General features: G+C 73.1%; 17 protein-coding genes. 8 read left to right on the top strand and 9 right to left on the bottom strand.

Features of this window, described 5'->3' with window-relative positions; translation table 11 throughout:
- Positions 1–59 precede the first annotated feature (59 nt).
- From FHX31_RS02910 to FHX31_RS02885, 6 genes are all read right to left on the bottom strand, one after another.
- Complete coding sequence (locus FHX31_RS02910) at positions 60–1,616, bottom strand: sensor histidine kinase (RefSeq protein WP_123110481.1); 1,557 nt, start codon at positions 1,614–1,616, stop codon at positions 60–62.
- Positions 1,613–2,314 carry a response regulator transcription factor gene (locus tag FHX31_RS02905; protein WP_030271847.1) on the bottom strand — a complete coding sequence of 234 codons (702 nt, stop codon included), beginning with the start codon at positions 2,312–2,314 and terminating at the stop codon, positions 1,613–1,615. The genes FHX31_RS02910 and FHX31_RS02905 overlap by 4 nt, the downstream gene beginning before the upstream one ends.
- 64 nt (positions 2,315–2,378) lie before the next feature.
- A complete protein-coding gene (locus FHX31_RS02900) occupies positions 2,379–3,008 on the bottom strand; it encodes a PadR family transcriptional regulator (RefSeq protein ID WP_184974961.1) in 630 nt (209 codons plus the stop codon).
- Positions 3,005–3,835: a DUF4097 family beta strand repeat-containing protein gene (locus tag FHX31_RS02895; protein ID WP_013475290.1), complete on the bottom strand. Its 831-nt coding sequence runs from the start codon at positions 3,833–3,835 to the stop codon at positions 3,005–3,007. The genes FHX31_RS02900 and FHX31_RS02895 overlap by 4 nt, the downstream gene beginning before the upstream one ends.
- 124 nt (positions 3,836–3,959) lie before the next feature.
- Positions 3,960–4,844 carry a lysophospholipid acyltransferase family protein gene (locus FHX31_RS02890; protein ID WP_114918754.1) on the bottom strand — a complete coding sequence of 295 codons (885 nt, stop codon included), beginning with the start codon at positions 4,842–4,844 and terminating at the stop codon, positions 3,960–3,962.
- Positions 4,841–5,617 carry a GNAT family N-acetyltransferase gene (locus FHX31_RS02885; RefSeq protein ID WP_013475288.1) on the bottom strand — a complete coding sequence of 259 codons (777 nt, stop codon included), beginning with the start codon at positions 5,615–5,617 and terminating at the stop codon, positions 4,841–4,843. Before FHX31_RS02885 ends, FHX31_RS02890 begins: the two co-directional genes overlap by 4 nt.
- A 173-nt stretch (positions 5,618–5,790) precedes the next feature.
- On the opposite strand from FHX31_RS02885, the gene FHX31_RS02880 reads away from it, so the two are divergent.
- From FHX31_RS02880 to FHX31_RS02860, 5 genes are all read left to right on the top strand, one after another.
- Positions 5,791–6,447, top strand: a complete 657-nt coding sequence (locus FHX31_RS02880; RefSeq protein WP_013288337.1) for a hypothetical protein — start codon at positions 5,791–5,793, stop codon at positions 6,445–6,447.
- Between the two features lie 138 nt (positions 6,448–6,585).
- Positions 6,586–7,527 carry an ABC transporter ATP-binding protein gene (locus FHX31_RS02875; protein WP_013475287.1) on the top strand — a complete coding sequence of 314 codons (942 nt, stop codon included), beginning with the start codon at positions 6,586–6,588 and terminating at the stop codon, positions 7,525–7,527.
- Positions 7,524–8,351, top strand: coding sequence for an ABC transporter permease (locus tag FHX31_RS02870; protein WP_013288339.1), 828 nt, complete (start codon positions 7,524–7,526; stop codon positions 8,349–8,351). The genes FHX31_RS02875 and FHX31_RS02870 overlap by 4 nt, the downstream gene beginning before the upstream one ends.
- Positions 8,352–8,609: 258 nt before the next feature.
- Positions 8,610–12,353, top strand: coding sequence for a multifunctional oxoglutarate decarboxylase/oxoglutarate dehydrogenase thiamine pyrophosphate-binding subunit/dihydrolipoyllysine-residue succinyltransferase subunit (locus FHX31_RS02865; protein WP_091330854.1), 3,744 nt, complete (start codon positions 8,610–8,612; stop codon positions 12,351–12,353).
- 66 nt (positions 12,354–12,419) lie between these two features.
- Positions 12,420–12,599 (top strand): DUF6104 family protein, encoded by a 180-nt coding sequence (locus FHX31_RS02860; protein ID WP_013288341.1) that lies wholly within the window; start codon positions 12,420–12,422, stop codon positions 12,597–12,599.
- Positions 12,600–12,634: 35 nt separating this feature from the next.
- On the opposite strand, the gene FHX31_RS02855 is transcribed toward FHX31_RS02860, so the two are convergent.
- Entirely contained in the window at positions 12,635–14,965 is a 2,331-nt protein-coding gene (locus FHX31_RS02855) for a bifunctional polysaccharide deacetylase/glycosyltransferase family 2 protein (RefSeq protein ID WP_184974958.1), read from the bottom strand.
- Positions 14,958–15,491: a hypothetical protein gene (locus tag FHX31_RS02850; protein ID WP_176739770.1), complete on the bottom strand. Its 534-nt coding sequence runs from the start codon at positions 15,489–15,491 to the stop codon at positions 14,958–14,960. Before FHX31_RS02850 ends, FHX31_RS02855 begins: the two co-directional genes overlap by 8 nt.
- A gap of 93 nt (positions 15,492–15,584) precedes the next feature.
- On the opposite strand from FHX31_RS02850, the gene pta reads away from it, so the two are divergent.
- On the top strand, positions 15,585–17,660 hold the full coding sequence (gene pta / locus FHX31_RS02845) for a phosphate acetyltransferase (protein WP_085985949.1): 2,076 nt from the start codon (positions 15,585–15,587) through the stop codon (positions 17,658–17,660).
- Positions 17,657–18,769, top strand: coding sequence for an acetate/propionate family kinase (locus FHX31_RS02840; protein WP_091330852.1), 1,113 nt, complete (start codon positions 17,657–17,659; stop codon positions 18,767–18,769). Before pta ends, FHX31_RS02840 begins: the two co-directional genes overlap by 4 nt.
- A gap of 60 nt (positions 18,770–18,829) precedes the next feature.
- Here FHX31_RS02840 and FHX31_RS02835 read toward each other — a convergent pair whose 3' ends face one another.
- Complete coding sequence (locus tag FHX31_RS02835) at positions 18,830–19,003, bottom strand: hypothetical protein (RefSeq protein WP_013288346.1); 174 nt, start codon at positions 19,001–19,003, stop codon at positions 18,830–18,832.
- A 181-nt stretch (positions 19,004–19,184) separates the two neighbouring features.
- Between FHX31_RS02835 and FHX31_RS02830 the strand changes: the two genes are divergently transcribed.
- Positions 19,185–20,273, top strand: a complete 1,089-nt coding sequence (locus FHX31_RS02830) for an alpha/beta hydrolase (protein WP_184974955.1) — start codon at positions 19,185–19,187, stop codon at positions 20,271–20,273.
- The last annotated feature ends 62 nt before the right edge of the window (positions 20,274–20,335 follow it).

The following is a 20,335-nucleotide window of genomic DNA, read 5'->3' as shown; positions in this document are numbered from 1 at the left end:
ACCAGCTTTCCCCGTAGCACTGTCACCAGCCTGGAATCCGCCTGGAAGTTTTCTGAATGTCACTCGCCGGGCTCGGGCTCCTCGGGCAGCAGCGGCAGCTTCACCCGGAAGGTCGCCCCTCCGCCCGGTGTCTCCGCCACCTCGACGGTGCCGTGGTGCGCGGCGACGAGTGCGGCCACGATGGCCAGGCCGAGGCCGGTGCTGATCGGCCCGCCGGCCCGGCGGGTACGGGCGGCGTCCACCCGGTAGAACCGCTCGAAGACCCGTTCGGCCTGCTCCGGGGTGAGGCCGGGACCGGTGTCCGCCACCTCCACCACGGCGAGGTGGCCCGCCTCGGACCGCAGCCGCAGCGTCACCGAGGTGTCCGGCGGCGTGTGGGTGAGCGCGTTCGTCATCAGGTTGCCGATCACCTGGCGCAGGCGCGCGTCGTCGCCGAGCACCACCAGCGGCCCGGCGCCCGGTTCCCGCTCCAGCTCGATCCGCCGGTCCGGGGCGACCACCCGGGCCGCCTCGACCGCGTCGGACGCCAGCACCGGCAGCTCGACCGGGGCCAGCGCGATCGGCCGTTCCCGGTCCATCCGCGCCAGCAGCAGCAGGTCCTCCACCAGCAGACCCATCCGGGACGCCTCGTCCTCGATGCGGCGCAGCAGGTCGGCGGTCTGCTCCGGCGCCCGCGCCGCGCCCTGGCGGTACAGCTCGGCGAAGCCCCGGATGGTGGTCAGCGGCGTGCGCAGCTCGTGCGAGGCGTCGGCGATGAACTGCCGCATCCGCTCCTCGGACCGGCGGGCCCGCGCCTCCGACGCCTGCGCGTACGCGGCGGCGTCCCGCGCGCCCATCTCGGCGCTGCGCGCCGCCGCCTCGGAGGCGGCCCGCGCGGTGAACGCGGCCTCGATCTGCGCGAGCATGGCGTTCAGTGCCCGGGACAGGCGGCCCAGCTCCGAGGTGGGGCACGGCCGCCCCATCTCCGGGTCGGGCACCCGCCGGGTCAGGTCGCCGCCGGCGATGGCGGCCGCCGTACGCTCTATCTCCACCAGCGGCTTCAGGCTGGTACGGACGATCCCGGCGCCCACCGACGCCAGCGAGATCAGCACCGCGCCGCCGACCAGGAGGTCTATCCAGACCAGCCGGCCGACCGCGGAGTCTACGCCGGTGAGGTGCTGCCCGAGCGCGATGATCCGCCCGTCGGGCAGGGCGGTGTAGAGCATCCGCCACCGGCTGCGGCCGTCCTCGGAGCGCACGGTGAACGGGTCGCCCACCCGCTCCTGGTAGCCCGCGTAGTCGGCGGGGAACCGGGGCAGTTCCTCTTCGCGCAGGCCCTCGTAGCGCGTCGGCTCCTCCGGCAGCTCACCGGGCGCCATGACGGACGCCACGTAGTCCGACGGAATGGTGATCTTGATCCCGCCGCCGCCGGCCTTGTCGAGCGTGTTGGCCACCGTGTACGCGCCGCCGCGGAGCTGGTCGTCCGCCTGCCCGATCAGATAGTTCCGCAGCAGGAACGCCGTCAGGCCGCTGATCACCACCAGCGCCACAGCCACGAGCGCGAGGACCGCGGCGACGAGCTTCAGCCGGAGCGGGACGCTGCGCAGCCTGCCCTTCGCGTCGTGGACGACGTTCACGCCGCCGGCTTGCGGAGCACGTATCCCACTCCCCTGAGCGTGTGGATCAGCCGGGGCTGGGTGTTGTCGACCTTGCGCCGCAGGTACGAGATGTAGGACTCGACGATGTTGTCGTCACCGCGGAAGTCGTAGTTCCAGACGTGGTCGAGGATCTGCGCCTTGCTGAGCACCCGGTTGGCGTTGAGCATCAGGTAGCGCAGCAGCTTGAACTCGGTCGGCGACAGCTGCACCCGCTGGCCGGCCCGGTGCACCTCGTGGGTCTCCTCGTCCAGCTCCAGGTCGGCGAAGGTGAGGCGGGACGGAGCCTGCTCACCGGTCGCGGTACGCCGCAGCACGGCCCGGATACGGGCGGTCAGCTCCTCCAGGCTGAACGGCTTGGTGACGTAGTCGTCGCCGCCCAGGGTGAGCCCGCGGATCTTGTCGTCGGTGGCGTCACGCGCGGTCAGGAACACCACAGGGGTACGCGTACCGCCCTCGCGCAGCATCCGGATGACCTCGAAGCCGTCCAGGTCGGGCAGCATCACGTCGAGCACCACCAGGTCGGGCCGGTGGTCCTTGGCGGCGTTGAGTGCGGCGCTGCCGCTGGTCGCGGTGGCCACGTCGAAGCCCGCGAAGCGCAGGCTCGCGGAGAGCAGTTCGAGGATGTTGGGATCGTCCTCGACGACGAGAAGCCGGGCCTCGGTCTGGGTAGCCGCCATGGCACCCATCATCCGTGCTCCGGCTGCGGCCGCGCTGGGTGCTCCCTGGAAACAACCTGTGAGATCAGCGGAGCAGCCGCCGCAGCCCTTCCAGCGCACCGTCGAGCAGCCGGATCGCGGTACGGAGCTGGTTGTCGCTGAGCCGCCGGGCCCGGACCAGCGCCCCGACCTCGACGGTGAACGCGGCGAGCCGCTGGTCGAACTCAGCGAGCAGCGGCGACTCGTCCGGGCGGGCCGATCCCCCGTCGCCCGCCGGCCGGGTGGTCGCGGACGCCGTCCAGCCGCCCTGCCGGGTCTGCCGGGTCTGCCGGGCCACCTCGCGCAGCTCCCGCTTCAGGTCGCGCACCGATCCGCGTACCTCGGTGCGGATCTCACCGGCCAGCGCGGAGAGGTCCTCGACGGCGGCGCCGATGTCGCTCTCCAGCGTCGACAGCTCGTCGGCGCGCTGCCGCAGTTCGGCGCGGCCCGCCTCGGTGATCTCGTAGACCTTGCGCCCGCCCGCGGCGGTGTGCGTGACCAGCCCTTCCGCCTCCAGCCGTTGCAGGCGCGGGTAGATGGTGCCGGCGCTGGGCGCGTACAGGCCGAGGAAGCGCTCCTCCAGCAGACGGATCAGCTCGTAGCCGTGCTTCGGGCCGTCGTCGAGCAGCTTCAGCAGGTAGAGCCGGAGCCGGCCGTGGCTGAACACGGCGGTCACGGCACGTCCTCCACATGGTCGGCGGGCGCGACCGGGCGGGCGAGCAGCGCGATGCTGCCGGAGGTCGCGGAGGCCCAGAGCCTACCCGCACCCCCACCGAGCACACCGTGGCTGTCCTTGATCGAGCCCAGCCCGCGCCCACCGCCGTCCACCTGGGGGAAGCCGCTGGTGATCTTGCCGGAGGTGGTGTGCAGGTGCACTGTGAGGTCGCTGTCCTCGCGGACCCGCACGGTGATGCTGCCGGAGATGGCGCTGAGCCGGATCTCGCTGCCGCGCGGGTTGTCCAGGTCGCAGGTGATCGAGCCGGAGACGGCGTGCGCGCGGACCCGCTCGGGCGCGCTGTCGGCGAGGATCAGCTCACCGGAGACCGTCTCCAGGTCCAGGTCGCCGCCGATGCCGAGCGCCTCGACCGGCCCGGAGATGACCTTCGCGCTGGTGCGTCCCCGCAGCCCGCGCAGCGTGACCTGCCCGGAGGTGACGTCGACCCGGGTCTCCCGGCGCAGCCCGGAGGCGACGAGCGCGCCGCTGACCACCGACAGGGTGGCGAGCACGTCCGGCGGAACGGCGACCGACACCTCGGCCCGGATCCGGTTGCCGAACCAGGAGAAGATGCCGAGCAGGCCGGGCTTGCGCTTGTGCCGGATCGTCAGCCGCCCGTCGCGTACCTCGACGAGAAGCGGCCGGCTGCTGATCCGGGTCACGTCGACCCGGGCCGGACCGTCGGCGCCGACCACGTTCAGCCGGCCGCTGATCAGCTCGGCGTCGAGCCGGGTGATCGGCTCGTCCAGCGTGATGCGCTGCGGGTTGTCGACCGTCCAACTGGCCATGACACGCTCCCCTCGTCGGCGTACCGGCCCACGGCACGCCAGGTGTTGCGAGGAGCGTAACGCGATACATCGCGACTGAACAAGACACTATCGCGACTATGTCGCGTCTCCGACGGCTGAGCGGTCAGGCCGCCAGGTCGAGCTGGGTCGCGAGCACGGGACGCGGGGCCGGGCGGACCGCGGCCTCGGCGATCCGGGCCAGCGCCCGGCGGTCCGCGCCCTCGGCCGGGTGCAGCGCGGCGCTCACCGTCACCGACACGGTCAGGTCCCGGGCGGCGAGCACCCGGCGCATCGACGCCCAGAGCGTCTCCTCGCCGAGGAAGGCGGGCAGCGTGCTCGGGTCGCCCGCGTACCGGTAGCCGAGGCTCAACGGCACCACCGGCGCACCCGCCGCCACGGCGGCCTCGAACATCGCCGGACGGAAGCCGCGGCTCGGGCGGCAGTCCGTCGCGGCGCCGCACCAGGTCGTACCCTCCGGGAACACCGCCACCGACCGCCCGGACCGCAGCGCGCCGGCCACCCGCGCGACGGTGGCCGGCAGGTCACGCGGCCGGGACCGGTCCACGAAGACGGTGCCCGCCGCGGCGGCCAGGGCACCCACCAGCGGCCAGCTCCGGACCTCGCGCTTCGCCAGCATCCGGGCCGGCGACACGGCGAGCACCGCCAGGACGTCCAGCCAGGACACGTGGTTGGCGACCAGCAGCGCGCGCCCGCGCGGCGCCCGGCCGCGGACCAGCAGACGCACCCCGAGGGTACGCAGCGTCCACCGCGCCCAGCCCCGCGACGCGGCCCGGCCCCGGGCGGCGGGCAGCACCGGCAGCAGCGCGGCCAGACCCGTCCCGGCCAGGAGCATTCCGAGTACGCCGAGCAGCCGCCCGGCACGGCGCAGCCACGACACGTCCGGGGCGGCGTGCGGCGGCAGACAGTCCGGCCCGCAGCCCGAGGCGGGCCGCCACAGGCCCTCCCCGGCAACCGGACCGGCCGCCCACGGCTCGGCGGCGGCGGTCACGACCCGGCCTCGCCGAGGAAGTGCCGCAGGTAGCGCGGGTTCATCCGGTCCAGCGAGAACAGCACGTAGAAGTCGGCGCAGCCGAAGTCCCTGTCGTACGCGGGCTCGCCGGCCACCCAGGCGCCCAGCCGCAGGTAGCCGCGCAGCAGCGGCGGCACGAGCGCCCGGCGTCGCGCCGGGGTGAGCGCGGCGAGGTCGGCGGCGGGCGCCTCGGCGAACCAGGGCCGGCGCGGGGTGACCCGCAGCAGCGGCGGGGCGAGGTGCCGGGCGGTGACCTCGGCCCACACCTGCGCGGCGGCGGTCCCGCCGTCGGCGACCGGCACCGAGGCGCAGCCACCGAGCCAGCGGGCGCCGCGCAGGTGCAGGTAGCGGCAGATCCCGGCCCACATGAGGTTGATCACGGCGCCGGTGCGGTGGTCCGGGTGGACGCAGGAGCGGCCCGCCTCGACCAGGTCGTCGCGGAGCGGGGCGAGCGGGCCCAGGTCGAACTCGGCGTCGGCGTACCGGCGGTCGGTGCGGCCGGGCGGCAGCAGCCGGTACGTGCCGACGACCTCCCCGGTCCCCTCGTGCAGCACCACCAGGTGGTCGCAGTACGCGTCGAACCCGTCGGTGTCGAGCCCGGTGGCGGCGGTCGGCAGGGTGGCGCCGAGTTCGCCGGCGAACACCTCGTGGCGCAGGCGTTGCGCGGCCGCGACCAGTGTCGGGTCGTCGGCGATCAGCAGGGTGTAACCGCTGGTCGTGAGCGGTGCGCCAGCGGCGTGCAGAACGGCCATGACTCCTGTGTAGGTGCCCCGGGTTGCCACCGGGCGGGATGAGGGGTGTCGATCCGGTGAACGCCGGTCGGCGGCGGCGTGCGAACCGGGACGGCCGGGACGGGACCGGCGTGTGCGAGGCTGCCGGGCGGACCGCCCGCGACGGCGCCGGCGGAGGGGAACCGGAGGTGCACATGCTGGTCGAGGCCCGCTTCCAGGGGCCGGACGGCTCCGGCAACGGCGGCTGGAGCGCCGGGATCTTCGCCGCGCTGATCGACGATCGGGGCCCGGTGGAGGTCACGTTGCGCCGGCCGCCGCCGCTGGACACGCCGCTGACCGCCGCCGACGGCGAGGTACGCGATCCGGACGGACACCTGATCGCCCAGGTACGCCGGGTCGAACCGGTCGACGCGGTGGTGCCGCCGGTGGACCGGGCGACGGCGGCCGACGCCGCGCGGGCGTACCCCGGTCTGGTCGACCACCCCTTCCCCCGCTGCTACGTCTGCGGTCCGGCGAACCCGGACGGGCTGCGGATCTTCCCCGGGCGGCTGCCGGACGGGCGGACCGCCGCGCCGTTCCGAGCGCCGGCCGACGTGGTGCCCGCGACTGTGTGGGCGGCGCTGGACTGCCCGGGTGGCTGGGCGGTGCTCGCGCCCGGCCGGCCGTACGTGCTGGGGCGGATCGCCGCGCAGGTCACGGCGCTGCCACGGCCCGGCGACGAGTGCGTGGTGACCGGCCTCGCGGTCGGCGGTGAGGGACGCAAGGCCGAGGTGCACACCAGCCTGTACGGTTCGGACGGCGCGCTGCTCGGCCGCGCCCGGGCCACCTGGGTGGCGCTGCCGACCCGGTGATCTCCTCCCTGAGGAGGACGGCGCGTACGCGTCCCGCCTGATTGACCCCCTTGCGCCGGGTTGGAAGGCTGTTGCCGGGTGCCCCCGCAACGGCGCCCCCACCGGCGCGCGACGAGCCCGCCGGGGCAGGAGAGGAGAATGATGTCCGACGGGCAGCCACGCCCCAGTGCCGGGACCGGCCAGATCATCGTGTCCGGCCTGACCAAGCAATACAAGACCGTCCGCGCGGTGGACAACCTGTCGTTCACGGTCGAGCCGGGCCGGGTCACCGGCTTCCTCGGCCCCAACGGCGCCGGTAAGACGACCACGCTGCGCATGCTGCTCAACCTGGTGACGCCGAGCGCCGGCACGGCCACCATCGGCGGCAGCAGGTACGCCGACCTGCCCGATCCGCTGCGTACGGTCGGCGCGGTGCTGGAGGCGTCCAGCGCGCACAAGGGCCGCACCGGCATCAACCACCTGCGGGTGATCTGCGCTGCGGCGGGCCTGCCGAAGGAGCGCGCCGACGAGGCGCTCGCCCTGGTCGGGCTCTCGCCCGCCGCCAAGCGCAAGTTCAAGGGCTACTCGCTCGGCATGAAGCAGCGGCTCGGCATCGCCGCCGCGATGCTCGGCAACCCGCAGGTGCTGATCCTGGACGAGCCGGCCAACGGCCTGGACCCGGAGGGCATCCGCTGGATGCGCGGCTTCCTCAAGGGGCTGGCCGCCGAGGGACGGACGGTGCTGGTCTCCAGCCACCTGCTCTCCGAGATGCAGCTGCTCGCCGACGACGTGGTGATCATCGCGGCCGGCAAGCTGGTCCGGCAGGGCCCGGTCGACCAGGTGATGGCGTCGATGACGCACGACGTGCGGGTGCGGGTGCGCACCCCGCAGGCCGACGAACTGACCGCGGCGCTGCGCGAGCAGTCGGCCGTCGTCGACACCGACCCGCACGGCGCGCTGCTGGTGACCGGCGTGGACGCGCCGGCTGTGGGCCGCGCCGCGCTGGCCGCCAAGGTCGAGCTGCACGAGCTGACCACCGAGCGCCCCGACCTCGAAGGGGTCTTCCTGGAGCTGACGGCCGGAAAGGCGGAGATCCGATGACGCTTGTCCGATCCGAACTGCTCAAGATCCGTACCACCAGCACCTGGTGGATCTTCGGGCTGATCAGCCTGGCGCTGTGGGCGCTCACGCTGTTCTTCAACTGGTTGCAGACCGAGGCGCTGGCAGGCGGGGACTTCGGCGAGGTGCCGGCCGACCAGTCCGACCAGTTGCAGGCCATCTCGGCCGCCGACAACCTGGCGGCCAACCTCTACACGAACGGCCAGTTCTTCGGGCTGCTCATCGTGCTGCTGCTGGGCATCGTGGTGGTGACCAGCGAGTTCTTCCACCAGACGGTGACCACCACGTTCCTCACCGCGCCGCACCGCACCGCTGTGATGCTGGCCAAGCTGGCCGCGGCCGGCGTGCTGGCGCTGCTGTTCTGGCTCGTCACCACGGTGCTGAACCTGGTCACCGCGCCGCTGATCCTCAGCTCGGTGGACGTCGGCTCGCAGCTCGGCAGCGGCGCCGTGTGGCGGGCGATCGCGCTCAACGGCCTGGCGTACCTGCTGTGGTCGGTGCTCGGCGTCGGGCTCGGCGTGCTGATCCGCAGCCAGATCGGCGCCACCGTGACCGGCATCCTGTTCTACCTGGGCGGCGCGATCGGCGCGGTCATCGTCCTCAGCCTTCTCGCGGCGCGGTACGGCGACTGGATCAACAAGCTCCAGCTGCTGGTCCCGTCGCTGGCCTCCGGGCTCATGGTCGGCGGTGACACGGACATCCCTGGTAACCCGCCGCAGTGGGCCGGCGCCCTGGTGCTGATCGGGTACGCGGTGGTGGCCGGCGCGATCGGCGTGGCCACGATCCGCAAGCGCGACATCTCCTGACCTCGCGTCGGGGACGGACCCCGGTCGGTGACGGACGTCATCGGCCGGGGTCTCGCTCGTCTAGCAGGAGTCGGCGGATCACGCAGCGTTTGCCGAACTTCTGGCATCTTCTGTGAAACGGACCACCAGCCGGAGGCGAGAATGCCTGCGCGCAGCGCACGGCGTAGCCTTGGCATCGGTTTACCCAGCGTCGGCAACCGGGGGTCACCGGGGGCCACCGTGACATTCACAACCGCGTGAAAGAGGCGATTAGCGGCCGTGTCGACCCAGCAGACTTCGCAGGAGAACCCACTGGCGGGTTTCGGCCCGAACGAGTGGATCGTCGAGGAGATGTACCAGCGCTACCTCGCCGACCCCTCGAGCGTCGATTCGGCCTGGCACGACTTCTTCGCCGACTACCGGCCGGCCCCGGGCGCCGCCACACCGCGCCCGGACGGGCAGGCCAAGCCGGCCGCGAAGCCGGAGCCGGCCGAGCAGCAGGAGGCGGTGGCGACCGTCACCGCGCAGCCCGCCAAGGCCGAGCCGAAGGCCGCCCCCAAGGCCGCGCCCGCTCCGGCCAAGCCCGCCGCCAAGCCGGCGGCGAAGGCGCCCGAGCCGGCCAAGAAGTCCGCCCCGGCCAAGCCGGCCGCCAAGGCGCCGACCGCGAGCGCCGCGGGCACCACGCCGCTGCGCGGCGTCGCCGCCAAGATCGTGCAGAACATGGACGCGTCGCTCGCCGTCCCGACCGCCACGAGCGTGCGCGCCGTCCCGGCCAAGCTGCTCGTCGACAACCGCATCGTGATCAACAACCACCTGACCCGCGGTCGCGGTGGCAAGGTCAGCTTCACCCACCTGATCGGGTACGCGCTCGTCCGCGCGGTCGTCGAGCACCCGGAGATGAACAACTCCTTCGCCGAGGTCGACGGCAAGCCGGCGATGGTCCGCCCGGAGCACGTCAACCTGGGCATCGCGATCGACCTGGTCAAGCCGGACGGCTCGCGCAACCTGGTGGTGCCGTCCATCAAGGGCTGCGAGCAGATGGACTTCCGGCAGTTCTGGCAGGCGTACGAGGACGTGGTCCGGCGCGCCCGCCGCAACGAGCTGACCATGGAGGACTACTCCGGCACCACGATCTCGCTGACCAACCCGGGCGGCATCGGCACGGTGCACTCGATCCCGCGCCTGATGCAGGGGCAGAGCGCCATCATCGGCGTCGGGGCGATGGAATACCCGGCCCCCTACCAGGGCATGAGCGAGGCCACCCTGGCCCAGCTCGCGGTCAGCAAGGTCATCACGCTGACCAGCACGTACGACCACCGGATCATCCAGGGCGCGCAGTCCGGCGAGTTCCTGAAGGTCATGCACGAGCTGCTGCTCGGCGAGCGCGGCTTCTACGACGACATCTTCACCTCGCTGCGCATCCCGTACGAGCCGGTGCGCTGGATGCGCGACGTGGCCGTCGACAGCGAAGGCCAGATCAACAAGACCGCTCGGGTGCACGAGCTGATCCACGCGTACCGGGTGCGCGGCCACCTGATGGCCGACACCGACCCGCTGGAGTTCAAGATCCGGAAGCACCCGGACCTGGACGTGCTCCAGCACGGGCTCACGCTCTGGGACCTCGACCGCGTCTTCCCGGTCAACGGCTTCGCCGGCCAGCAGCGGATGAAGCTGCGGTCGATCCTCGGCGTGCTGCGCGACTCGTACTGCCGCCGGGTCGGCATCGAGTACATGCACATCCAGGACCCGGAGGAGCGGCGCTGGATCCAGGAGCGGGTCGAGCGCAAGTACGAGAAGCCCAGCTCCGACGAGCAGAAGCACGTGCTGAACCGGCTCAACGCCGCCGAGGCGTTCGAGACGTTCCTCCAGACCAAGTACGTCGGCCAGAAGCGCTTCTCGCTGGAGGGCGGCGAGTCGCTGATCCCGCTGCTCGGCGAGGTGCTGGAGTGCTCCGCCGAGGCCGGGCTGGACGAGGTCGTCATCGGCATGGCCCACCGCGGCCGGCTCAACGTGCTGGCGAACATCGTCGGCAAGCCGTACGAGAAGATCTTCTCCGAGTTCGAGGGGCACCTCGACCCGCGGTCCACGCAGGGCTCGGGCGACGTGAAGTACCACCTCGGCCAGAACGGCAAGTTCACCACCCCGGACGGCGAGCACGCGGTCAAGGTGTCGGTGGTGGCGAACCCGTCGCACCTGGAGGCCGTGGACCCGGTGCTGGAGGGCATCGTCCGGGCCAAGCAGGACCGCATCGACCTCAAGCTGGAGGGCTACACCGTGCTGCCGCTGGCGGTGCACGGTGACGCCGCCTTCGCCGGCCAGGGCGTTGTGGCCGAGACGCTCAACCTGTCCCAGCTGCGCGGCTACCGCACCGGCGGCACCGTGCACGTGGTCGTCAACAACCAGGTCGGCTTCACCACCGCTCCGGAGTACAGCCGGTCCAGCCTCTACAGCACCGACGTGGCCCGGATGATCCAGGCGCCGATCTTCCACGTGAACGGCGACGACCCGGAGGCCGTGGTCCGGGTGGCCCGGCTCGCGTTCGAGTACCGGCAGGCGTTCAACAAGGACGTCGTGATCGACATGGTCTGCTACCGCCGGCGCGGGCACAACGAGGGCGACGACCCGTCGATGTCCAACCCGGAGATGTACAAGATCATCGACTCGAAGCGGTCCGTCCGGAAGCTCTACACCGAGGAGCTGATCGGGCGCGGCGACATCACCGTGGAGGACGCGGAGGAGCTGCTGCGCGACTACCAGGGGCAGCTTGAGCGGGTCTTCAAGGCCACCCGGGACGCCGCGACCACCCCGCGTCAGCTCAGCCGCCCGGCGCGGGAGGAGGAGCCGGAGCCGCAGGTCGACACCGCCACCGACGCCGCAGTGGTCAAGGCGATCGGCGAGGCGCACGTCAACCTGCCGGAGGGCTTCACCCCGCACAAGCGGATCCAGCAGCTGCTGGAGCGGCGCCGCAAGATGTCCGTCGAGGGCGGCATCGACTGGGGCTTCGCCGAGATCATCGCGTTCGGCACGCTGCTGCACGACGGGGTCACCGTCCGGCTCGCCGGGCAGGACTCGCGCCGCGGCACGTTCGTCCAGCGGCACGCCTCGGTGGTCGACGCCAAGACCGGCGAGGACTACCTGCCGCTGAAGTCGCTCACCGCCGACGGCGAGCGGTCGCGCTTCTTCGTCCACGACTCGCTGCTCTCCGAGTACGCGGCCATGGGCTTCGAGTACGGCTACTCGGTGGAGAACATCAACGCGCTGGTGGCCTGGGAGGCCCAGTTCGGTGACTTCGTCAACGGCGCCCAGTCGGTGATCGACGAGTTCATCTCCTCCGGCGAGGTGAAGTGGGGCCAGCGCTCCGCGGTGACCCTGCTGCTGCCGCACGGCCACGAGGGCCAGGGCCCGGACCACACCTCCGGCCGCCCGGAGCGGTTCCTCCAGCTCTGCGCCGAGGACAACATGCGGGTGGCCATCCCGACCACCCCGGCGAACTACTTCCACCTGCTGCGCCGCCAGGCCCTGTCGCCCAAGCGCAAGCCGCTGGTGGTGTTCACGCCGAAGTCGCTGCTGCGGCACAAGCTCTGCGTGTCGCCGGTGGAGGACTTCACCACCGGGACGTTCCAGCCGGTGCTGGCCGACACCGCGGCTCCGGCGCCGGAGCAGGTCAAGCGGGTGCTGCTCTGCTCGGGCAAGGTCTACTACGACCTGTTCCAGGCCCGGCAGGAGCGGGGCGTCACCGACACCGCGATCCTCCGGATGGAGCAGCTCTACCCGCTGCCCGTCGAGGAGGTCCGAGCCGCGCTGGCGCAGTACCCGAACGCCGAGGACTTCGCCTGGGTCCAGGAGGAGCCGGCCAACCAGGGCGCCTGGTCGTTCGTCGCGCTCAACCTGCTGGAGCACCTGCCCGAGGTCCGGCTGCGCCGCATCTCCCGCCCGGCCGCCGCCGCCCCGGCGGTCGGCTCGGCGAAGATGCACGAGGTCGAGCAGAACGCGCTGATCGAGGCGGCTCTCCCCCGCCCGTGACATCACCGGCAGCGGCCCGTCCCGACCCGGGGCGGGCCGCTGCCGTACGACGACGAGAGGAACACCGTGTACTTCACCGACCGTGGCATCGAGGAGCTGGTCGAGCGCCGTGGCGACGAGCAGGTCAGCATGGAGTGGCTGGGCGAGCGGCTGCGTGACTTCATCGATCTGAACCCGGAGTTCGAGACCCCGATCGAGCGGTTCGCCACCTGGCTGGCCCGCCTCGACGACCCGGACGACGACTGACCGGGCGACGGACCGACGCGCCGCGCGGCCGGGTCTCAGCCGGTCGCGCCCCGCCCGGCGACCCGGAGGTCTCCGGTACGCCGCAGCTTCTGCCAGCCGAGCCGGCCGCCCGTCAGCGCGGTGCCGACGGCCTGGAGCAGCACCAGGTACATCACCTGCCGGTAGACGAACTGCTGCAACGGCAGCACCCAGAGCACGCCGAGCTTCTCCCGGTCCAGCCGGAAGGCGAGCACCGCGGTGAGGAGCTGGAGCGCGAGCATCGCCAGCCAGGCCACCACTGTGTCGCTGCGATCCAGGAAGATCAGCCCGTAGATCGCGAGCAGGTCGATCACCGGGGCGGCCAGCGGCAGCAGCACACCGAACAGCGTCAGGAACGACAGGCACCGGCGGCCGAACCGGCCCGACCGGCCGCTGTCGATCACCGAGCGCCGGTGCTTCCACATCGCCTGGAGGGTGCCGTAGCTCCACCGGTACCGCTGCTTCCACAGCTGGCCGACGGTGGTCGGAGCCTCGGTCCAGGCGCGGGCGCTCTCCTCGTACACGATGTGCCAGCCGGCCCGGCCGAGGGCGATGGTGACGTCGGTGTCCTCGGCCAGCGTGTCGTCGGTCATGCCGCCCACCTGCTCCAGCGCCTGGCGCCGGAACGCGCCGATCGCACCCGGGACGGTGGGCATGCAGCGCAGCGTCTCGTAGAGGCGGCGGTCGAGGTTGAAGCCGATGACGTACTCGATGTGCTGCCACTTGGCGATCAGGCCGCGGCGGTTGCCGACCTTGACGTTGCCGGCGACCACGCCGACCCGGGGGTCGGCGAACGGCTGGACCAGCCGGCGCACCGAGTCCGGCTCGAAGATCGTGTCGCCGTCGACCATGACGATCAGGTCGTGCCGGGCCAGCGCGACACCCGTGTTCAGCGCACTCGGCTTGCCGCCGTTGGGCTTGCGCACGACCCGGACGTTCGGCAGGCGCAGCGCCGCGACGATGTCGGCGGTGCCGTCGGTCGAGCCGTCGTCGACCACCACCACCTCGATGCCGCCGGGGTGGTCGCCCAGGGCCAGCGAGCGGACCGCCGCGGCGATGCCCTCCCGCTCGTTGTACGCGGGGACGATCACCGAGACCGGTTCGGTGACCGGCGGCCCCCAGGACCAGTCGCGGCGACGGCGGCGGGCCGCGTGCCGTGGTGCCATGACGAACAGCAGCAGGGTCCGGCCGACGGTGAGCACCCCGACGAGCACGAAGAAGACGCCGAGCATCCCGAACATGCCGTCTGCCACGCGTACCGCGCCGACCAGCACGTGTCCCCGCCACCGCTCGTCGAGCGGGGCCGCCGTCTGCCCGCCGACCGGGCCTGATACGCCTGCCGCCGCGAACGTCTGGTTGAGCCCTTCGCTGACCGTGGTGAAGCGGTAGCCGCGCTCCAGCATCATCGGGATGTACCGGTCCAGCGCGGCCACGGTGCCGGACCGGTCGCCGCCCGCGTCGTGCCAGAGCGCGATCGTGCCCGCCGTCCCGTCCGGCGTGGCGTTGGCGACCATCTCCTCGACCGACGGAAGCTCCCAGTCCCGGCTGTCGACGTCGTTGACCACTGTGAGGTAGCCCAGTTCGCCGGCCTGCCGCAGCATCGGCCAGTCCCGGTCAGTGTAGGCGTCCGCGCGGGACGAGTACGGGAACCGCAGCAGTGACGGCCGGACGCCTGTGGTGCTGGCGACGGCGAGCTGCGTCTGCGCGTACTCCAGTTCCCGCCGCCAGTCCGGCAGCGCGGCGAGGTCGGGATGGGTGAACGTGTGCACGCCCAGCTCGTGTCCCTCGGTCACCAGCCGGCGGGTCACCTCCGGGTTGCGGACGACCTGTGAGCCGATGCCGAAGAAGGTGCCCTTCACCTGGTACTTGTCCAGGACGCGCAGCACCTCCGGCGTCCACCGCGGGTCGGGCCCGTCGTCGAAGGTGAGCGCGACGGTACGCGGCGGCAGCCGGTGCGACTGGGTCCGGCCCTCCGCGCCGACGTTGACGATCGGGCCGCCCCCGATGACCGAGCTGGGGACCTCCCGCTGGCTGCCGGGCGTCACCCGGTTGTCGGGCACGAACGCGGCGTTCGTGTACGCCTCGACGACCAGCAGACCGGCCAGGACGACCACGACCATGGTGACCAGGGCCCAGCTCGGCCGGGGCAGCAGACGCCGCCCACGGGACCGGCGCGCGCCGGGGATCTGCCGCGCGCCGGGGATCTGCCGGACGTCCAGCACGACTGTCGGCGCGTCGTCCGGCCGCCGCCCGGCCCGGTGCCGGCGGGCGGCGTGCACGCGGCGGGGGTCCAGTGGGGCGGTGGGCTGGCCACCTGTCGACGGGCGGGCGGGCGCCTCGTCACTCATCGGCGGGATCGGCCGGCGCGACGGGGTCGGCGGGCGGGTCGACGACCGGCGGTGGATCGACAGCGGGTGGCGGCGGCACCTCGGCGGTGGGGGCGGTGGGCGGCGCGGTGGTGGCCGCCGGGGTGGTCCGCGGCACGGTCGGGGCGGTCCGGGTCGGCCGTGGGTACCGAGGGCTCGGCGAGGCCGTGGCGGCGGGGGCGACGGAGGTGGCCGGCACCCGCACCGGAGCGGTCCGGACGTCGGCGGGCGCGTCCGGCGTGGGACGGGTCACAGCCGGCGCGGGCGACGCCGGCGGGTTCGGCGAGGGCAGCCGCTGCTCGCTGGTCGGCTCGACGAACGGGATGACGCTGTCCGGGGTGATCGGCCCGCCGGCGAAGCTGACCCCGACCATGACCGTGTAGACCACACCCGCCGCGCCGGCGCAGTAGGCGAGACGGCGCAGCCGCCGGTGTCGCCGCCCGCTCGGGTCGACGAAGACGGGGGGCGATTCCGGTACGACGGGAATCAGTGCGGTCGGGCCATCCACGCGGCAAGTGTAGATGCGAAAAAATCCCGCCTTCTCCCCTGGCTAGCCGGTGTGACCAGGCAGAACGGGCAGCACTGACCTCGATCTTGTAGGTTGGGTGCCGTGGCGCGCAGCGTGTACCTGACCGGCGTTGGTTCGGGCGGGGGAAAATCGACAGTGGCGCTCGGCCTGGCCGAGTTGTTGTCCCGCCAGGTGGAACGGATAGGTGCGTTCCGGCCGCTCGTCGCCGGTGACGGCACCGACCCGATCCTCGCCCTGCTCACCGAGCGCTACCGGATGGAACTGCCGGTCGACGAGCTGTACGGCGCCACGTACGCCGAGGCGAGCGCGCTCGTCGCGGACGGCCGCCGGGAGGAGCTGATCTCCCGGATCGTCACCCGCTACCGGGAGGTCGAGCGGCGCTGCCCGGCGATAGTGGTGGTCGGCAGCGACTTCGCCTACGGCGACGGCACCGGCCCCCGTGAACTGGCCTTCAACGCCCGGCTGGCGACCGAGTTCGGCAGCGTCGTGGTGCCCGTCGTGGACGGGTTCGGGCAGACGCCCGACACGATCGCGGCGGCGCTGCGCGGCGCGTACCACGATCTGGCCGACCTCGGCGCGACGGTGATCGCGGCGCTGGCCAACCGCGTGCCGGAGCCGATGACGCTGCCCGAGCTGCCGGTGCCCGCGTACGCGATCCCCGAGGTGCCGACCGTGTCGGCGCCGACGGTGGCCGAGGTGGCGGCGGCGCTGCACGGCACGGTGCTCACCGGCGACGAGACCGCACTCGACCGCGACGTGCTCGACTACGTGGTGGGGGCGGCGCACGTGCCGACGCTGCTGGACCACCTCACCGACGGGGCGCTGGTGATCACCCCGGGCGACCGGGCGGACCTGCTGGTGGCCGCCGGCGCCGCGCACGTGGCCGGGCAGGTGTCGCTGGCCGGGCTGGTGCTCACGCTCGGCGAGCAGCCCGATCCGCGGGCCATGCGCCTGGTCGAGCGGATGAACACCGGGCTCCCCGTGCTGTCGGTGCCGAGCGACAGCTACGACACGGTGGCCGCGTCCAGCCGGATCGAGGGCCGCCCCAGCACCGCCAACCCGCGCAAGGTCGAGGCCGCGCTCGGCGCGTTCGAACGCTGCGTGGACACCGACGACCTGGCCCGCCGGTTGCGGGTCAGCCGGTCCGCGCGGGTCACCCCGCTGATGTTCGAGAACGACCTGATCGACAGGGCCCGCGCCCGGCGCCGCCGGCTGGTGCTGCCCGAGGGCGCCGACGAGCGGATCCTGCGCGCGACCGAGGTGCTGCTGCGCCGGGGCGTCGCCGAGATCACCCTGCTCGGCCGTCCGGACGAGATCGCCCGGCGGACCCGGGAGCTGGGCGTCGACCTCGGTGACGCCCAGGTCGTCGACCCGGTGACCAGCCCGTGGCGGGACGAGTTCGCGCAGGCGTACGCGCAGTTGCGCGCCCACCGCGGCGTCACCGTGGAGCTGGCGCACGACATCGTGGCGCAGCCCAACTACTTCGGCACGATGATGGTGCAGACCGGCCACGCCGACGGCATGGTCTCCGGCGCCACCCACACCACAGCCGCCACCATCCGCCCGGCCTTCGAGATCATCCGGACCGTGCCCGGCGTCTCCGTCGCCTCCAGCGTCTTCTTCATGCTGCTCGCCGACCGGGTGCTGGTGTACGGCGACTGCGCCGTCAACCCCGACCCGGACGCCGACCAGCTCGCCGACATCGCCATCTCGTCGGCCGACACGGCGGCCCGGTTCGGCATCGAGCCGAGAGTGGCGATGCTGTCGTACTCCACCGGCAGCTCCGGCGCCGGCGCCGACGTGGAGAAGGTCGCGGCGGCCACCAAGCTGGTCCGGGAACGCCGGCCGGACCTGCTGGTCGAGGGTCCGATCCAGTACGACGCCGCGATCGACCCGCAGGTGGCGGCCACCAAGCTGCCGGACAGCCCGGTCGCGGGGCGGGCCACGGTGTTCATCTTCCCGGACCTGAACACGGGCAACAACACGTACAAGGCGGTGCAGCGGTCCGCCGGAGCGGTGGCGGTCGGGCCGGTCATGCAGGGCCTGCGGCGGCCGGTGAACGACCTGTCCCGCGGCGCCACAGTGCCGGACATCGTCAACACGGTGGCGATCACCGCCATCCAGGCCGCCGCGGAGGCGTCGGAATGAGCCGCATCCTGGTCCTCAACAGCGGGTCCTCGTCGGTCAAGTACCGGCTGTACGACGGCGACGACGTCCTGGACAAGGGCACCGTCGAGCGGGTCGGCGAACCCGGCGGCGGGCCGGCCGACCACGAGAGCGCGGTCCGGGAGATCATCGGCCGGCTCGACCTGACCGGGCTGACCGGCGTCGGCCACCGGGTGGTGCACGGCGGGCGGAAGTTCAGCGCGCCGGTACGCATCGACGACGCGGTCGTCGCCGCGATCGAGGATCTGGTGCCGCTGGCGCCGCTGCACAACCCGGCCAACCTCGCCGGCATCCGGGTGGCCCGGGAGGCGCTGCCGGACGTCCCGCAGGTGGCGGTCTTCGACACCGCGTTCCACCACACGCTGCCCGAGGCCGCCGCCACGTACGCGATCGACAAGGCCACCGCCGAGCGGTACGGGGTGCGCCGCTACGGCTTCCACGGCACCTCGCACGCGTACGTCTCGCGTCGCGTCGCCGACCTGCTCGACCGCCCGTACGACCAGCTCAACACGATCACGCTGCACCTGGGCAACGGGGCGAGCGCGTGCGCCGTCCAGGGTGGGCGCAGCGTGGCCACCTCGATGGGCATGTCCCCGCTGGAGGGCCTGGTGATGGGCACCCGCAGCGGCGACCTCGACCCGACAGTCATCTTCCACCTGCGCCGCGAGGGCGGCATGGTCGTGGACGACATCGACGACCTGCTCAACCACCGCAGCGGCCTGCTCGGGCTGACCGGCGTCAACGACATGCGCGAGGTGCTGGCCCGCCGCGACGCCGGTGACCCGGACGCGACGCTGGCGTTCGACGTCTACTGCCGCCGGATCACCGGTTACGTCGGCGCGTACTACGCGCTGCTCGGCCGGGTCGACGCGATCGCGTTCACCGCCGGGGTCGGCGAGCACGCCGCGCCGGTACGGGCGGCGTCGCTGGCCGGGCTGGAGCGGCTCGGTGTCGCCGTCGACCCGGCGCGCAACGACGGCCACGGCGACCGGCTCGTCTCCCCCGACGACGCGGAGGTGGCGGTGCTGGTGGTCGGCACCGACGAGGAGCGGGAGATCGCCCGCGAGACCCGTGAGGTGCTCGGCGTCTGACCGCCCGACCCTCCGCGCGGCCGGGCCGGATCAGCCACGGTCAGCCCGGGTCAGCTCGGGTCAGCCCAGAGCGATCCAGGCGACCAGGGCGACCACCACGACGGCGGCGACGGCCACGCCGGCGATCAGCGGTAGGCGGGACGGCGCCGACGCCGACGCGGCCGGCTCGGGAGAATCGACGAAAGCGCGGAACTGCGCGGTGTTGCCACTCGGGTCGGTGTAGTTCTCAGCCATGCGGCTGACCCTAGCGAAGCCGACCGGACCGGAATGTCCCGCCGGGCCGCCACCTGCGGATCCGGGTGGCGGGATCGGGCAAACCCGGCCACCCGGTGGAGGCGGGAGCCGCCCGGGTGGCGGCACCGACCGGCCCGGACGGCGGGCGCGGGCCGACCGCTCGGCTGCCTACCGTGCAGGTGTGAGGGGGCAGCGGCTGGTCGCCGCGCTGATGACGGCGCTGCTGGCCGGTTGCGGCCCGGCCGTGGCCACGCCCGACCCGGTCCCGGCCGCCGTCGGGCCCGCGCCGGAGCGCCCGTACTCGGTCGGGATGCGACAGTTCACGCTCGACCCGGACGGCAGGCGGCCGCTGCCGGTCACCGTCTGGTACCCGGCGCAACCACCGTCTCCCGCACGGCCGCACACGGCCGGCCCCGGCCCGACTGGTTCCGGCTCGGCCGGCCCTGGCTCGGCAGGTGCCGATCAGGTGCCGGTCCTGCCGGGCCCGCGCGGGCCGCGCGCTTCCTCCCTGCCGTCCGTCGTCGCGGCTCCCTCCGGAGGCGCCACACCGGCGAGCCCCGGACCGCGTGTGCGGCCGGGTGCGCCGTTCGCGGCCGGACGCTTCCCCGTGGTCCTCTACAGCCACGGGCTGCGCAGCCTGCCCGCCCTGCACGCCGCGCTGACCACCCGCTGGGCCGCCGCCGGGTTCGTGGTGGTCGCACCCACCTATCCGCGTACGAACCAGCGCGCCCGCGCCTACACCCGCGACGACGTCCGCAACCAGCCCGCCGACGCCTGGCGACTGATCCGCCATCTGGTCCGGCTGGGCGCCCGCCACGGGGATCCGCTCGGCGCGCACATGGCCGTGGACCGGTTCGCCGCCGCCGGGCACTCGGCCGGCGGGCACACCACGCTCGGCATGTTCGCCTCCGGGCAGCCGTCCCCGGTACGGGCCGGAATCGTGATCGCCGGTGGCCGGATGGTCGCCGGGCTCTCCCGCCCACTCGCACCGATGCTGTTCGTGCACGGGAGCGCCGACCGGATCGTGCCGGAGTCGATCGGCCGGGCCGCGTACGCCCGCTGCCTCGGGCCGGCCGCCTTCCTGAGCCTCACCGGCCAGGGCCACGGCGAGTACCTGACGCCGGGACGGCCCGGCTTCGCCCAGGTGCTCGCCACCACCACCGACTTCCTGCGCTGGACGCTCTACGCCGACCGCGCCGCCCTGCACCGCCTCCCCACCGACGCGACAGCGCCCGGCACCACCCTCACCACCCGCGCCCTCCCCACCTGAAGCGTCCCGCCCCCCACCTCCCGCCTCCCACCTCCCACCCTCCCCCTTGTCCCGTCGATCAT

The sequence above is a fragment of the Micromonospora sp. CNZ286 genome (assembly GCF_014207755.1).
The sequence above is the reverse complement of the archived record's forward strand: the minus strand, read 5'-3'. Positions and strand labels throughout refer to the sequence as shown.

Coding starts and splice junctions, on each gene's coding strand:
- FHX31_RS02905 (WP_030271847.1), bottom strand. CDS start 2,314: ATGGCGGCTACCCAGACCGAGGCCCGGCTTCTCGTCGTCGAGGACGAT.
- FHX31_RS02895 (WP_013475290.1), bottom strand. CDS start 3,835: ATGGCCAGTTGGACGGTCGACAACCCGCAGCGCATCACGCTGGACGAG.
- FHX31_RS02885 (WP_013475288.1), bottom strand. CDS start 5,617: ATGGCCGTTCTGCACGCCGCTGGCGCACCGCTCACGACCAGCGGTTAC.
- FHX31_RS02880 (WP_013288337.1), top strand. CDS start 5,791: ATGCTGGTCGAGGCCCGCTTCCAGGGGCCGGACGGCTCCGGCAACGGC.
- FHX31_RS02875 (WP_013475287.1), top strand. CDS start 6,586: ATGATGTCCGACGGGCAGCCACGCCCCAGTGCCGGGACCGGCCAGATC.
- FHX31_RS02870 (WP_013288339.1), top strand. CDS start 7,524: ATGACGCTTGTCCGATCCGAACTGCTCAAGATCCGTACCACCAGCACC.
- FHX31_RS02855 (WP_184974958.1), bottom strand. CDS start 14,965: ATGAGTGACGAGGCGCCCGCCCGCCCGTCGACAGGTGGCCAGCCCACC.
- FHX31_RS02840 (WP_091330852.1), top strand. CDS start 17,657: ATGAGCCGCATCCTGGTCCTCAACAGCGGGTCCTCGTCGGTCAAGTAC.
- FHX31_RS02835 (WP_013288346.1), bottom strand. CDS start 19,003: ATGGCTGAGAACTACACCGACCCGAGTGGCAACACCGCGCAGTTCCGC.